At 66.0% G+C, this 14250-nt stretch carries 14 protein-coding genes; 8 read left to right on the top strand and 6 right to left on the bottom strand.

Features of this window, described 5'->3' with window-relative positions; translation table 11 throughout:
- Both RTN46_RS14045 and RTN46_RS14040 read right to left on the bottom strand, forming a co-directional pair.
- Positions 1-1000 (bottom strand): acyl-CoA dehydrogenase family protein (locus RTN46_RS14045; RefSeq protein ID WP_312182290.1); only part of this gene is annotated, 1000 nt, incomplete at its 3' end.
- Positions 1001-1009: 9 nt separating this feature from the next.
- Positions 1010-1786, bottom strand: a complete 777-nt coding sequence (locus tag RTN46_RS14040) for an SDR family NAD(P)-dependent oxidoreductase (RefSeq protein ID WP_312182288.1) — start codon at positions 1784-1786, stop codon at positions 1010-1012.
- Positions 1787-1930: 144 nt separating this feature from the next.
- Between RTN46_RS14040 and RTN46_RS14035 the strand changes: the two genes are divergently transcribed.
- A complete protein-coding gene (locus RTN46_RS14035) occupies positions 1931-3265 on the top strand; it encodes a glycoside hydrolase family 76 protein (protein WP_312182287.1) in 1335 nt (444 codons plus the stop codon).
- A 72-nt stretch (positions 3266-3337) separates the two neighbouring features.
- On the opposite strand, the gene RTN46_RS14030 is transcribed toward RTN46_RS14035, so the two are convergent.
- Entirely contained in the window at positions 3338-4210 is an 873-nt protein-coding gene (locus RTN46_RS14030) for a class II glutamine amidotransferase (protein WP_312182285.1), read from the bottom strand.
- Between the two features lie 9 nt (positions 4211-4219).
- Positions 4220-4813, bottom strand: a complete 594-nt coding sequence (locus RTN46_RS14025; RefSeq protein WP_312182284.1) for a YdeI/OmpD-associated family protein — start codon at positions 4811-4813, stop codon at positions 4220-4222.
- A 115-nt stretch (positions 4814-4928) separates the two neighbouring features.
- Here RTN46_RS14025 and RTN46_RS14020 point away from each other — a divergent pair, with 115 nt between their 5' ends.
- Together RTN46_RS14020 and RTN46_RS14015 are read left to right on the top strand one after the other, a co-directional pair.
- Entirely contained in the window at positions 4929-5468 is a 540-nt protein-coding gene (locus tag RTN46_RS14020; RefSeq protein ID WP_312182283.1) for an NUDIX hydrolase family protein, read from the top strand.
- Positions 5469-5530: 62 nt separating this feature from the next.
- The gene (locus RTN46_RS14015; RefSeq protein ID WP_312182282.1) at positions 5531-6403 is read left to right on the top strand and encodes a DUF6707 family protein; all 873 of its coding nucleotides are present in this window, start codon (positions 5531-5533) and stop codon (positions 6401-6403) included.
- A gap of 113 nt (positions 6404-6516) precedes the next feature.
- Here the strand turns inward: RTN46_RS14015 and RTN46_RS14010 are convergent, their stop codons facing one another.
- Entirely contained in the window at positions 6517-7626 is a 1110-nt protein-coding gene (locus RTN46_RS14010; protein WP_312182281.1) for an FUSC family protein, read from the bottom strand.
- A gap of 157 nt (positions 7627-7783) precedes the next feature.
- Between RTN46_RS14010 and tgt the strand changes: the two genes are divergently transcribed.
- Positions 7784-9049: a tRNA guanosine(34) transglycosylase Tgt gene (tgt, locus tag RTN46_RS14005; RefSeq protein WP_312182279.1), complete on the top strand. Its 1266-nt coding sequence runs from the start codon at positions 7784-7786 to the stop codon at positions 9047-9049.
- A gap of 257 nt (positions 9050-9306) precedes the next feature.
- Here the strand turns inward: tgt and RTN46_RS14000 are convergent, their stop codons facing one another.
- Positions 9307-10038, bottom strand: coding sequence for a queuosine precursor transporter (locus RTN46_RS14000; RefSeq protein WP_312182278.1), 732 nt, complete (start codon positions 10036-10038; stop codon positions 9307-9309).
- Between the two features lie 281 nt (positions 10039-10319).
- Here RTN46_RS14000 and RTN46_RS13995 point away from each other — a divergent pair, with 281 nt between their 5' ends.
- From RTN46_RS13995 to RTN46_RS13980, 4 genes are all read left to right on the top strand, one after another.
- Complete coding sequence (locus RTN46_RS13995; RefSeq protein WP_312182276.1) at positions 10320-11099, top strand: TetR family transcriptional regulator; 780 nt, start codon at positions 10320-10322, stop codon at positions 11097-11099.
- Positions 11092-11601: a hypothetical protein gene (locus RTN46_RS13990; protein WP_312182274.1), complete on the top strand. Its 510-nt coding sequence runs from the start codon at positions 11092-11094 to the stop codon at positions 11599-11601. Before RTN46_RS13995 ends, RTN46_RS13990 begins: the two co-directional genes overlap by 8 nt.
- 63 nt (positions 11602-11664) lie before the next feature.
- Positions 11665-12498 carry a bifunctional hydroxymethylpyrimidine kinase/phosphomethylpyrimidine kinase gene (thiD, locus tag RTN46_RS13985; protein ID WP_312182273.1) on the top strand — a complete coding sequence of 278 codons (834 nt, stop codon included), beginning with the start codon at positions 11665-11667 and terminating at the stop codon, positions 12496-12498.
- Positions 12499-12902: 404 nt separating this feature from the next.
- Positions 12903-14250: S8 family serine peptidase (locus RTN46_RS13980; RefSeq protein WP_312182271.1), on the top strand; the 1348-nt coding region annotated here is incomplete at its 3' end.

The raw sequence follows: 14250 nt of genomic DNA, 5'->3' as shown, positions 1-14250 counted from the left end.
GGGCCTCTCCGTCGCCGACGCCGCCGGCCCCGACAGCCCCGACAGCCCCAGCTGCCCCGGCTGCCCCGGCATAGCCGCCCTGCTCCAGGTCGGTCACCCGGGCCAGCATGCCGGTGGACGCCACGGTGTTGCCGAGCATCCGGACCAGCTGCTCCTGCACCAGCTGGAATCCGGCCAGCGGCCGGCCGAACTGCCGGCGTTCGACGGCGTAGGCGCGGGCGACGTCGAACGCCGCCAACTGCTGTCCCACCGCCTGCCAACCAACCATGATCCGGGATCCGCGCAGAAGCTGCTTGGTGTCCTCGAAGCTGTTGATCCCGGCCAGCCGGTCAGCCTCGCTGACGCGGACATCAGTCAGTTCGATGTCCGCGTTCTGCACGGTACGCAACGCCGTTTTGTGCTCGATCCGGGTGCGCTTAATCCCGGGCAGGTTCGCATCCAACAGGAATCCGCGGACGTTTCCGCTGGCGGGTTCACGGGCCCAGAGCAGCATCCAGTCGCAAAACGTCCCGTTGCCGATCCAGCGTTTGGTCCCGTTCAGGATCCAGGCATCGCCGTCGCGCACCGCGGTGGTGGCCATGCCGCCGGCCACATCCGAACCGTGATCCGGCTCGGTCAGCGCAAAGGCACCGGTGATCCGCAGGGCCTGCGCGTCCGCGAGGAGCCGTTCCTTCTGCCGCTCGGAGCCGAAGGCGTGCAGCCCTTCCACAAAGAGGTCGTGGTGGACCATAAAGAACGTGGCGATCGAGGTGTCCGCCCGGGTCATTTCGGCGATCACCAGACCGGCGAACAGCGGACTGTAGCCGCGCTGCACCGGCGTGGAGAGTTCCAGGCCGGCGAGCCCGGGCAGCAACTCGGTGGGGAAATGTTCCTCATTCCACCAGCGGACGGCGTGCGGAGTGACCTCTGCCGCCAGGAAGGCGCGCAGCTGCGCCAGCTTGGCCGCCTCTTCGGCGCTGAGGAGCTGTTCGAAGGAGAAGAAATCGGCGTCCGGGAGCATGGGCACCCCTTATTTCGGTCCCATCCGGATGGCACCGTCCAGCCGGATGGTTTCCCCGTTGAGCATGGGGTTCGCGATGATGTGGCTGACCAGGGACGCGTACTCGTCGGGTTTGCCCAGGCGGGAGGGGTGCGGGATCTGCGCCGCGAGCGAATCCTGCGCGTCCTGCGGCAGCCCGGCCATCATTGGCGTCTCGAAGATGCCGGGGGCGATGGTCATCACACGGATCTGATGCCTCGCGAGTTCCCGCGCCAGCGGCAGCGTCATGGCAGCGACACCGCCCTTGGAGGCGGAATAGGCGGGCTGGCCGATCTGCCCGTCAAACGCCGCGACGGATGCGGTGTTCACGATGACGCCGCGCTCTGAGGTGCCGCCGTCGTCCGTGACCGGGTCGGTCTCGGCCATGGCGGCCGCGGCCAGCCGGGTCACGTTGAACGTACCGATGAGGTTCACCTGGATGACCCGGGCGAAGTCCTCCAGCGGGAGGACCCCGTTCCGGCCCAGGACCTTGCCCGGCGTCCCGATTCCGGCGCAGTTGACCGCCACCCGCAGCGGTGCCGCAGCCATGGCGGCCTCCACCGCGCCCTGCATCTGCGTGGAGTCCGTGACGTCGCCCGGGACAAAGTGCGCGTTGCCTCCCAGCTCTCCGGCATATGCCAGGCCGCCGGACTGCGGGAGGTCCACCAGCACCACTTCGGCACCGGCATCGATCAGGCGGCGGACGGTGGCCCGTCCAAGCCCCGATGCTGCTCCCGTGACAATGGCCGAAGCGCCGGATAACTGCATCTGTCCTCCTGGAGTCCTGGGTACGCGGTGCGCGCACGGTTCCACGAGCCTACTGTGACGGGGAGCACGCCGCATCCCGGAGGTGGGGTATCCGATGCCGGCAAACAGTGACGGCAGCAGGCCGCCGGGTCTAGGGTGGTTCGCATGCCTGCCGCACAGACTGTCCGCAACGCCGAGCTGCGTGCCGATACGGCAGCCCAGTCCGTCACCGCCGCATTCGGCGGCCGCCTGTTCGGCATTCCAGGCACGCATCTGGGTGCAATCCGAGCCCCGTCTCCCCTGCCCCGGGGCGCCGGCACGTGGCACTACTGGTGGCAGGCGCACTACGTTGACGTGCTGGTGGATACTGGCCTGCGCACCCGCCTCCCCTTGGCCGGAGAGGACCCGATCCGGCTGGCGGATACACTCATCCGCACCATCCGCCTCCGCAACGGCGGGCGCAGCACCAACAGCTTCTACGACGACATGGCCTGGCTGGCCCTGGCTGCCCTGCGGCTGGACTCCCTCCCCGGCCCTCCCCGAGGTTCGAAGCCGCGGCACCAGCACCTGCGGGAAACGCTGGGCTCGGCGCTGCGTTCAGCCCACACCCCCGATTTCGGCGGCGGCCTCTACTGGAACCGCAGCAGGACGTTTAAGAACACTCCGGCAACTGCCCCGGCCGCCCTTTATTTCGCCCGCGGCGGGGAGCGGGAGCGCGCCCAAGCACTTGTCGACTGGCTCAATGAGGTCCTGCTGGATCCGGCCACCGGCCTCTACTTCGACGGCGTGCGGATGGCCGGCGGACAGCCGCTGGTGGAAACCACGCATTACACCTACAACCAGGGCCCCGTCCTGGGCGCGCTCCTGGAGCTGGGCGGTTCGGCCAACCTTGACCGTGCCGCGGAGCTGGTCCGGGCAACGGCTGCGCATTTGGTGTACGACGACGACGGCGGCACCCCGCACCCGCCCGGCACCCCGGAAATTGGGCCCGACGACGGCGCCGCGGAGGTTGGGGCCGACGGCGGCACCCCGCTCCCGCCCGGCATCCCGGAAATTGGGCCCGACGACGGCGCCGCGCTGCCCAGCACCCCGCACCATACAGCCCAGGACACGCAGCTGCGGGGAACCCCCATGCAGCCCGATACCCCCATGCAGCCCGGCACGCCACTGCTTCGCACCCATGGCAGTGGTGACGGCGGACTCTTCACCGGCATCCTCTGCCGCTATCTCGCCGAGGCCGCTGCGGCACCCACCCTGGACCGGCAGACCCGGCAGCTCGCGGGCGGGCTGGTCACTGAGCTGGCGGACCGCCTGTGGAAAGGCCGGGCGACCAGGAACAATCTCGCGCTCTTCTCCCCTGACCCGCGCAAAACCGCTGACGAGACCTATCCGGCGGGGACCGGCGTCGAACTTTCCACCCAGCTCCAGGCCTGGATGGTGCTGGAAGCCTCAGTGCGGGTGGCCCGGCTCGATGGCGGGTTCCAGGACGAAGCACCGTAAAAGCTACCCCTCGGGAGAACTGCCCCGCGGTTCAGGCCGCCAGGAGCGGGAGCTGCCCGCTGGCAGCACGGGTCAGGCCGCCTTCAGCGGATGCTGCGATGCAGCGGCGTGCGCGTCGAGGTCCGCGAGCGTGAGCAGGTGCTGGGGATGCTCGGGCAATGGGAAAGACCGATGCACTGCCAGGTTCCGGTCCACGTGCAGCACCTCACCGGCGTCAAGCAGGCGCCAGTTGGGGTGCTCATCCATCCGCTCGGTGGCCACCAGAAACACGGGGTTCCGGTTCTGTTCCAGTTCCTCGCTCTTCACGCTGATGCGGCTGGTCTGCTTACTGTGATGGGGGGATTCAGCGCCTTCCTGCAGGACATACAGGGGATGTGTGTCGGGGTAGCGGACCGCCCACAGATCCGTCGTCGTCGTCAGCACCAGGTTCACCGCGTACAGGCGCAGGTTCTGCGCAATCCAAGTCACGGCTTCAGCGATCGCCGCACCCACGTCGCCGCCGTTCTGCCGGGCAATCCCCGTGATCAGGGCAAAAACGCGTTCGCTGTCCGTTTCCCCTTTCACCAGGTCCATCACCTCGAGCTTCCGCAGCCGGTCGTCAAGTTTATCCAGGTCCTGCACCACTCCGTTGTGGGCCAGTAAACGGTCATCCTGCAGGAACGGGTGAGTGTTCACCAGTGTGTCTTCCCCGTTACTGGCATAACGGACATGCGCGATGAACGTGGTGCCTCTCAGCTTTCGCGCATCAGCAGCATAGGCGCGGTCTTCGTAGGCGGCGATCGGAGCCTTATCCACGACAGCCTTGCCATCCGCGTCAAATACCCCGAGGCCGAAGCCGTCCGCCATGCGGTGGCTCTGTGCCGCAAGACTGTCGGGCGCGGTGAGGAGCCAGAACGTTGCACTGACGGGGGTGGGACCTGCGTGCATTCCGAAAAGCCGGCACATAATGGACTCCTAGTCGGGAAACTGCTTCTGCGGATAGAAAGTCTCACGCCGGCTGAGCATGTCCACGAACCCGGCGATGTTGCGTTCCCGTGCGGCCTGCGTCTTCAGCCGTCCCAGCCGGAACGCCATGGCAAAGCGGTTCTGCGATGACAGGACATCGAACATTTCCTGGGCCCGTGGGTCGGCACCTATGGCGTCCAGCAGGTCCTGCGGCATCGCGGTGGTCGCAGGGCCCGCGTAGGCGGCGTCCCAGCGCCCGTCCGCCTTGGCGGATTCGACGGCGTCGCGTCCGGACGGGTGCATCCGGCCTGCCGCCTCCAGCCTGCCAATATGCCCCACATTCCGCAGCGACCAGATACTGCGGGGCCCGCGCCTGGTGTAGCGCTGAAGGTAGGTTTCCTCGTCCCGGCGTGCTGCCTGCCCGTCGATCCAGCCGAAGCACAGTGCCTCGTCAAGGGCGCTCTGCCGGGTGAGGGCGGTCACGTTGCCACCCTGCTTCCCTACGACGAGCCAGACCCCGGAAGAGAGCAGATGATGCTCCTCCAGCCAGCCCCGCCACGCTGCTGCGTCGGGGAGCAGCAGTTCCGGAAGCTCGGTCTTCATGCGCCTAATCCTAGGCCCCGCCGCTACCGGCTGAAAGGTTAGGGAACAGTTCAGCCCTTGGCCGAAGCGGAGCGCGTCGAATGACTCACGCTCCGGCTTGCGGTAGAACACTCCTATGAACGTACGCACTCCTGATCCGTATCCCGGCTGGCTCTCGGAAGAGGACCTGCACGAAGCCAGGCAGCGCCTTCCGATGGTTTATGTGGAGGCCGTACCGGTCCGGTGCGATCCGCTGGGGTACGTCACCGAGGTGGGGCTGCTGCTGCAGGCGACCCCGGAAGGCCATATGGTCCGCACCTTCGTCTCTGGCCGGGTGATGTACCGCGAAACCATCCGTGCTGCCCTGCTGCGCCACCTTGAAAAGGATCTCGGGCCTATGGCGCTGCCCCAGCTGCCGCCGAGCCTTGCCCCGTTCGCCGTCGCCGAATACTTCCCCTCCCCCTCGCAGACCGGACTGACCGACGAGCGCCAGCACGCCGTCGCACTGGCCTACCTGATTCCCGTCACCGGTGAGTGCGACCCGCGGCAGGACGCACTGGAGCTGTCCTGGCTGACGCCTGAGGAAGCCCTGAGCCCGGACGTGTACTCGGAGTTCTCCGGCGGCCGCGGCGATCTGCTGCGCCAGGCCCTCGCTTCCGCCGGCTGGGGCCGGTAGGGCGTTACGTTACCGATTCTTTATATACTGGGGGCTGATGCTCCGAACGCGAAGGAACAGCCATGTCAGAGAGTGTGCCGGATACGTATGCCTTCCGGGTCAATGCCGAACTGCTCGTTCCGGGGCAAAAACTGGTCACGGATGACCTGACCTGGGCACCGCTGGCCACCCTCCGCATCGAGGACGATGACTTCGGCACTCCTGCACTGGTGATCGCCGAACTGGACGACGGCGTAACGCTGCGCATCGCGTACGGTTCCACGGTGCGGGTGGCGGCTTCACCGCCGGAACAGACCGCTTCCGACGCCGTCCGCCTCGTTCCCACGGACGAGGAAACCTATGCTGAAGTGCTGGCCGCCGCCGAAGCTGCCCACCCGGATGACCGCGCCGTGAAGGAGCTCGTCACCCGGCTCAGCCGAGGCCTGAACGTCAAGGCAAGCAGTAACCTGCAGGACGTCCGGGACCTGGCGTTTACCCTCTACGTTGACCTTGGGGATACGGAGAACGCGCTGGCGGTCTGCGGGCTGATCACCGGGCTGGGGTTCGACGGCAACTATGGTCGGTGGAACTGGATTCAGGACGCGCTGTCCCTGGCCGCGCACATCTCCCACGATGCCGGCGATCTGGAGGCCTCCACCGCCTACGCGCAGGCGGTGCGCGCTGGAGACCACGCAGAATCCGATCCGCTCAAGGCGAAGCTCTCCGCCGAACTGCTGCAGCGGCAGCTCAACGAACCGAACCTCTATGACCGGGAAGTGCAGCGGGCGGCCGAAGCCGACGACGAGCGCAGCGAACGGGACTGGCGGATCCTGCGGCTGGATACGCTCTTGTACCTGCGGGCCCACGGCGGTTCGCAGACCTTCAGCGACGCCGAGATTGAGCGCCGCATCCGCAATGAGCTCAGCGCGATCCGCGGGCTGAACCTGGATCTCTAGGCCGGGCTGAAGCTGGCAGCATCTCTAGGCCGGGCTGAAGCTGGCAGCATCTCTAGGCCGGGCTGAACCTGGCAGCTAAAGCCTGGACTGAAGCTGGCTGGGCTCGTTGACGGCTAGCTGCCAGCTGGCGCAGTGGTCTTTCCGGCGTTGCCTGGGCCTCCGGCGTTGCCTGGTTTTCCGGCGTTAGCTGGCTCTCCTGCGTTGCCTGGGCCTGCGGCGTTGCCTGACTTTCGGTTCCGGGTGCTCCAAACCTGCACGAGCACCACCAGCGTCATGCCGACGACGGCGCCGATCACGGTTTCCAGCACCCGGTCCTGGATCAGAACGGCCGGATCACTGGGATGGGAGAGCTCGGTGCTCAGCAGGGCCAGGGGCGTAATGACCACCTGGGCCAGGGCGTAGTTGCGGGCGATGAAAAGTTCGGCACCGCACTGGAGCACCGCGATGACCAGGATCAGCTGCCAGGGCGCGAGTCCAGCCACCAGGATCACCGCGGTCACCGCCAGCCCGCCGGCGGTGCCCAGCATGCGGCTCAGCCCGCGTTGGATCCGGTGCCGGAAGGTGGCCCCCACCAAAGGAACCGTCGCGGCAACCATTGCCCAGTAGTTGTGGCCGATTCCCAGCAGTGACGCAATCGATCCGGCGGCCGCCGCGGCTGTGGCGTACAGGGCGGCGTCGACGTAGATGGTCCGCCGCTGGGCCAGCGACAGGCCCGGGCGCGCGGGCTTCACCCAATCCGTCCGGTATTTGGGCCACAGCATGGCGGCCTGCCCCAGGATAAGCGCGAAGGCAATGGTGGCACCGGCTGCAAGCATGGCCTGCCAAAGCGGAGGATGCCCGGGCACGGATGCAATGGCCGCGTAGGCAAAGATATGGAACAGTGACCCCGCCGGACGCAGCCGCCAGAAGCCGGTGGCAATGGTTCCCAGCCCAGCAACCAGCGTGGTTCCCAGGACAATCCCCCAGGCGTCTGGGCCAAGCCGGGAGGTAAGCACACCGGCCAGAATGACGAGGAGCATCAGGGTCCCGGCCCGCAGCTGGTGCCCCAGTCGCTGGCGGTGCGGTTCATTGCGGCCGTAGATTCCGGTGAAGGCTCCGAAGGCCACGAAGATGGCCAGGTCAATCCTGCCCATCAAAAGCAGGGTGAACAATGGGAGCCCTATCCCGACTCCGCAGCGGATTCCCACGTGGTGGTCATTGTGGGCAGGGGCAATGCTGAACATTTCGCGAAGGTGCTGCAAGGGTACTGAAGGGCCTTTCTTGGCTGTCGGCGGTGGCCGGATCCCCCAATAAATCCCGTAACAACTCTACGCCCGCCCGGCGGGCGCCTTTCCCGGCCGGTATGTCTGGCCGGTTGCCCCGGTAAGGCAAAATAGAAGCGTGTCCTCCACTGGTTTTTCCTTTGCCCTCGGTAAGCGCCTGCGCGAAACCACTCCCGACTCCGCGTCCCGCACCCAGGCCAACGGCGGTGAGTTCCAGGGCCGTACCGGCACCATCTCCACCCCGCACGGTGAAATCCAGACCCCGGCCTTTATCGCTGTCGGCACCAAGGCCACGGTCAAGGCGGTGCTCCCGGAGTCGGTTGCAGAGCTGGGCGCGCAGGCCGTGCTGGCCAACGCCTACCATCTGTACCTGCAGCCCGGCGCGGACATCCTCGACGAAGCCGGCGGCCTCGGAAAGTTCATGAACTGGTCCGGCCCCACGTTCACGGACTCAGGCGGGTTCCAGGTCATGAGCCTGGGAGCCGGGTTCAAGAAGGTCATCAATATGAACGCCGACGGCAGCACACACGCCACCGGCGCGGATGACGACGTCGCGCCCGGCAAGGAGCGCCTGGCCCACATTGATGACGACGGCGTCTGGTTCAAGTCCCACCTCAATGGAGACAAGCACCGCTTCACGCCGGAAATCTCCATGCAGGTCCAGCACCAGCTCGGCGCGGACATCATGTTCGCCTTTGACGAGCTGACCACCCTGCTGAATTCCCGCGGCTACCAGGAACGGTCGCTGGAACGCACGCGGCTGTGGGCCGAGCGCTGCCTCATTGAGCACCGGCGCCTTACCGAGGAGCGGTCGCACCGGCCGTACCAGGCGCTGTTCGGCGTGCTGCAGGGCGCCCAGTATGAGGACCTTCGCCGCAAGGCTTCACGTGACCTCGGAGCCATGGACTTCGACGGGTTCGGCATCGGCGGGGCGCTGGAGAAGGAGAATCTCGGCACCATTGTCCGCTGGTGTACGGAAGAACTGCCGGAGGACAAACCACGCCATCTGCTGGGGATCTCCGAGCCGGACGACATCTTCACCGCCATCGAAAACGGAGCCGACACCTTCGACTGCGTCTCCCCCACCCGGGTGGCCCGCAACTCGGCGTTCTACACCCCGTACGGCCGGAAGAACCTCTCCAACGCCAAGTTCAAGCGGGACTTCGGCCCACTGGTGGACGGCTGTGACTGCTACGCCTGCGCCAACTACTCCAGGGCGTACATCCACCACCTGTTCAAGTCGAATGAGATGGTCAGCCACACCCTGATTTCGATCCACAACGAGCGCTTCACCGTGAAACTGGTCGACGACGCCCGGCTGGCAATCGAGGACGGCACGTTCTTCGAGTTCAAGGACGAGGTCCTGGCCAAGTACTACAGCTGATTGCTGGGGACACCCCCACCGGATGGGGACACCCCTCCCGCGGGTTTCCCTGCAGTTGGGGACACCCCCGCCGGATCGGGACATCCCTGCCGCGGATTTCCCTGCAGTTGGGGACACCCCCGCCGGATGGGGACATCCCTGCCGCGATGCCGCGCAGGAAAGTCCCCCGCTGGTCGAATTGTCCCTAAACGGACCGAAACCAGCTCTGTGAGAGATGTCCCGGCAGCAGCAGTCACCGGCGGCAGACGCTCACCCAGCTACCCGGCAACCTCACCATAGGTCGGTTCACGCTTCTTGATCGCCTTGATCACGGCCGAGGTCAGCGGCACGAAGAGGAACTCCACCGCGGTCTTATAGACAAAGCCGAAAATCACATAGTTCACAAACTGGCCGGCGTCACTGATGCCGATGACCGGGGCGGCGATGGCGCAGAAAATCAAGGTGTCGGCGAACTCCCCGGCACCGGTGGAAGCCATCAGCCGACCGGCAAGGGCCCGCTCCTTGAACCGTGCCTTCATCCGCGTCAGGACGAGGGAGTTCAGCAGCTGGCCGGCCAGGAAACCTAGCAGTGACGCCACGACGATCTGCCAGACCGGACCGAGCGCCGTTTCCAGTGCCGCCTGCTTCTGGAGCCCAAAGTCGTCGTCGAACCCTGGCAGCACGATGATGGCCGCGAACGCCAGGGCCGCAAACGCGGCCATGGCGAATCCCATGTAGATGGCCCGCCGGGCCGCCTTGAAGCCGTACACCTCGCTGATGACGTCACCGAGGATGTAGGCCAGCGGAAAGAGGAAGAAACCCCCGTCGGTGACGATGCTGAAGTCCCCGAAGATCGGGCCGAGGGTCACACCCTTGGTGGCCCCGATGTTGGAAATGATGATCACCACGCACATGAGGGTGAGGATCAGGTCGTAATGGGAACTGCCGCGCGAGGCGTAGCTGGGAGCCTGCGGCGCTTGGACGGCAGCGCCCGGGGTTGGTGAAGACATGGGTAATCCCGTTCGGTTAGTGGTTCGCCTGGCTTTCACCGGCTGTATTAGCACTTGCCCGCTGTCCCGGGCGGCCCAAAGGACCAGCGTTCATTCTGCCATGATTCGCTGCCCTGCGGCCCCGCGGCCCCAACCGCGCACCGGCAGTCCCAGCCGCGCAGCACAACTGCCCGCCCCAACTTCCCGCCCAACTTCCCGCCCTCCCGGGGCGGCGTCATAATTCTGAACATGTTCAAAAGTATGTTCTAATCATCCCCTAACGAAGTAGAAACAGGAGTTCGATGGCCGCCGGGGCAAAGAGCGAAACCACCCGGCAGCGGCTGGTCGAGACAGCAACAGCGCTTTTCCGCGCACAGGGATATGAGCGCACCACCATGCGCGGGATCGCTGAGAAGGCCGGCGTCTCCGTCGGCAACGCGTACTACTACTTCGATTCCAAGGACGCGATCGTCGCCGAACTTTACCGCTCGCTGCAGGACGAACACCGGTCGGTTGCCCTGCCGCTGCTGCGCGAGGGGCACAACCTCGGCGAGCACCTCCGGGTGATCCTGCTGGCCAACCTCGATGTCCTGGCTCCGTACCACGGGCTGGGGCACCAGTTCCTGAAAAATGCCGCCCTGCCTGTCCCGAACGGGACGCGCTATGCCGCCCGCGCGGAGGCAGCAGCTGCGACGGCGGCGGCACCCCCAGCGACGACGTCGTCCGCCCAGACAGATACTCCTGCGGACTCCCAGCCGGATGCCCCATCCCCCGCACCAGATGCAGCGCAGATCGGCCGCGGGAAGTCGATTGCCGTCTATCGGCAGGCTGTCCAGACGGCCCGCCCGCAACCGCCGCTGGCCATCCGGGACGATTTGCCGGAGCTCCTCTGGCTCCTCCACATGGGCGTCACACTGTTCTGGGTCTATGACTCCTCCCCCGGTCAAACCCGCTCCCGGCGGCTGGTGGCAAATACCGCTCCGCTGGTCGCGAAGCTGGTGATCCTCTCACGCCTACCGGTTGTCCGGAATATTGTGGAAGATGTGGTGAAGCTGCTGCGAGGAGCGCGATCACATGACTGAAACTGCGGACGACGACGACGTCGATCGAGCGGGCCCATCCACCGGCCCGCGTGCCTCTAAAGGTGCTCCGAAAGACCGCGCCCCGGGAGAACACCTATCCCTGGCCCCGCGCGTTACCTTCGGCCCGATCGCCTTCGTCACCGGCTATGTCATCGCCTGCGTGCTGGCGGCCGTGATTGCCGTCGTCGTAATCGGCTGGGGCACCTCCCGCGATTTCTGGGGGTACCTCTGGATTGTCGTGATCGCGGCGTTCTACGCCGGAGGCATCGGACTGATCACTGCGGCGCCGGTCGGCCTGGCCCTGGGCCTGCTGCTGCGGAACGTACCGAACCAGTGGCTGCACGTCCTCGCGTTTTTTCTGGTGCCCACACTGCTTGCGTGGCTGGTGATCGGCCTGATTGCCGGCTCGGTCGGAGTGCCGCTGCTGATGGCGCTGGCGATCGGCTGCTCGGCGGCAATCGGACGGCTGGCTGTGTGGCCCCTGATGGATATCCGCACCTGACGCTTTGCGTTCCGGCCACGTCGCAGGTGGCGGCCTGCACCGCTCAGGGTAGAAGATGGAAACATGTCTTCACACACACATTCGGCACCTCCCGTCACTCTCACCATCGCCGGCTCGGAAGCCACCGGCGGAGCGGGCGCGCAGGCAGATCTCAAGACGTTCCAGGAACTGGGCACCTACGGTATTGCGGCCTTGACGTGCATCGTCTCCTTCAACCCGAAGGACAACTGGAACCACCGCTTCGTTCCGGTTGACCCGCAGGTGATCGCGGACCAGCTCGAGGCCATCCAGACGGCCTACGACCTGCAGACCGTGAAGATCGGCATGCTCGGCACTCCGGCAACCATCGACACCGTCGCCAAGGCACTGCAGAGCCAGGACTGGACGAACATCGTGCTGGACCCGGTCCTCATCTGCAAGGGACAGGAACCGGGCGCTGCCCTGGACACCGACCAGGCGCTGAAGGCCCAGATCCTACCGCTGGCCACGTTCGTGACCCCGAACCATTTCGAATCCTTGTCCCTCTCCGGCATGGACTCCATCGACTCCGTTGAGGACCTGAAGGAAGCCGCCCGCCGGATCCACGAAGCGTCCGGCGCCGTGGTGCTCGCCAAGGGCGGGGTGCGGCTGGAAGGCGACGACGCCGTCGACGTTTTCTATGACGGCCAGACCATGGAGGTGCTGCGCGCTCCGAAGGTCGGCGACGTTGCCGTCAGCGGTGCGGGCTGCTCGCTGGCTGCCGCGATCACCGCCGAACTGGCCAAGGGTGCAACACCGCTTGAGGCCGCCCGCACGGCCAAGGCTTTCGTGACCGAAGGCATCCGGAACCGGGTTTCCTCGAATACACCGTTTGACGCGCTGTGGCAGGGCGGCGCTGGCAACGGTCCGGCTCTCTAACCACCCAAACCAAGCCTCCCGTCCTCCCAACTCCATAGCATCCCCTCTCGTTGAGAGGACACAAAGCGGCCTTTTCAGCCCTGAGTTTTCAGCGCTGAGAAGGCCGCTTTCTGCGCTTCCGTGAGAGTGGAAAACAGCTCCGCGTCAAGACCCCGTCCACGAACCGCCGTCCAAATCCGAAAACCTTTGACTGCCCGGATCACTCACTTAGGGTGTGCCTACGGCTGCGGGCAATTTGGGGGCCGAAGGTGCATGCTGACACCCCTCAACGGGGGTTTGGGGGCACAAACGGAAAGCTGCCACGTGTGTCAGCAACCGGTGGGTGGCGTTTCGAGTCTCGAGCTAGACAGGTCTCTCTGACGGCGTTCCTCCGGTAACACGCGGCGGAATGTTCAAGGAGCACAATGAGACGGTCCATTCATCGCAGACCGGGGGTGGTGGCAACTGCCGCCGTCGCCGGCCTCGCACTCACAGCAGGATTGGGCCTACCGGCCCAGGCAACCGACGGCACCACGGGCACAGAGAACGCCGCCCAGGGTTTCGCGGTCGAGAAATTCGCGGAGCAAAAGGTCTCACCGAGCCTCCGCGGCGTCAGCGGAGAGGTCTCCGTCTATGTCCAGTTCACCGGCGAAGGCGCCTTCGAACAGACCCAGCCGGAGGCCGTGAAGGAAGGCAGGCAGGACCCGGTGGTGGATGCACCGCGGGTCCAGCAGATCCGGGCAGAGATCGAGTCCCAGGCCGAGTCGGTGGCCCAGGAAGCATCTGCCAGCACCATTTACACCACCACCAACTCGCTGCCCGGTGTGGCAATCGTCGGTGACGTTGAAGCGATCAAAGCGCTGGCGGACCGCGACGACGTCGCCAAGATCACCCGGATCGTGCCCAAGACGATCGACAACAAGGGCGCAGACATCGACACCCGGGCACTGAACACCTGGGTGGAACGCCAGCAGACCGGCAAGGGCATCACCATTGCCGTGCTGGACACCGGCATCGACTACACGCACAGCGACTTCGGCGGTCCCGGCACGGTGGAAGCGTTCGAGGCCGCGCAGGCTTCACCCGCCATTCCCGACGCCGCCAGCGGACTGCTCGACCCGTCCAAGTTCATCGGCGGATATGACCTGGTGGGCGACGACTACAACGCCGATCCCACCGCGGAAAACTACCAGCCGATCCCCAAACCGGACCTCAACCCGCTGGATTGCCAGGGCCACGGTACGCACGTAGCCGGCACTGCCGCCGGATACGGCACCAACGCAGACGGCACCACCTTCCGCGGCGGCTACTCCTCGCTGACCGCGCAGACCGTGAATGACCTGCGGATCGGTCCGGGGTCGGCGCCGGAGGCCCAGCTGGTTGGCATCCGTGTGTTCGGCTGCACCGGATCGTCCGACGTCGTCGGCCAGGCCCTGGACTATGTGCTGGACCCCAACGGCGACGGCGATTTCTCCGACCGCGCGCAGGTCGTGAACATGTCCCTCGGCTCCGACTACGCTCCGGTCGATGACCCGGAAAATGACATCGTGGACAAGCTGACCGAGCAGGGCATCCTGTCGGTGGTCGCCTCCGGCAACGCCGGTGACGTCTACAACGTGGGCGGCTCTCCCGGCAACGCCCGGTCCGCGCTCACGGTGGCCAGTTCCATCGGCTCCCAGATTTCCCTGGACCGCGCCGACGTCCTGGCCCCGGAAGATTTGAAAGGCTCAGCCGCGGGACAGTACTCCGCCAACTTCAACTACTCCGATCCGG

It is taken from the genome of Arthrobacter sp., from assembly GCF_031988865.1.
Lineage (GTDB): Bacteria > Actinomycetota > Actinomycetes > Actinomycetales > Micrococcaceae > Arthrobacter_B.
Note: the sequence above shows the minus strand (reverse complement) of the source record. Positions and strands in the feature narration are given on the sequence as shown.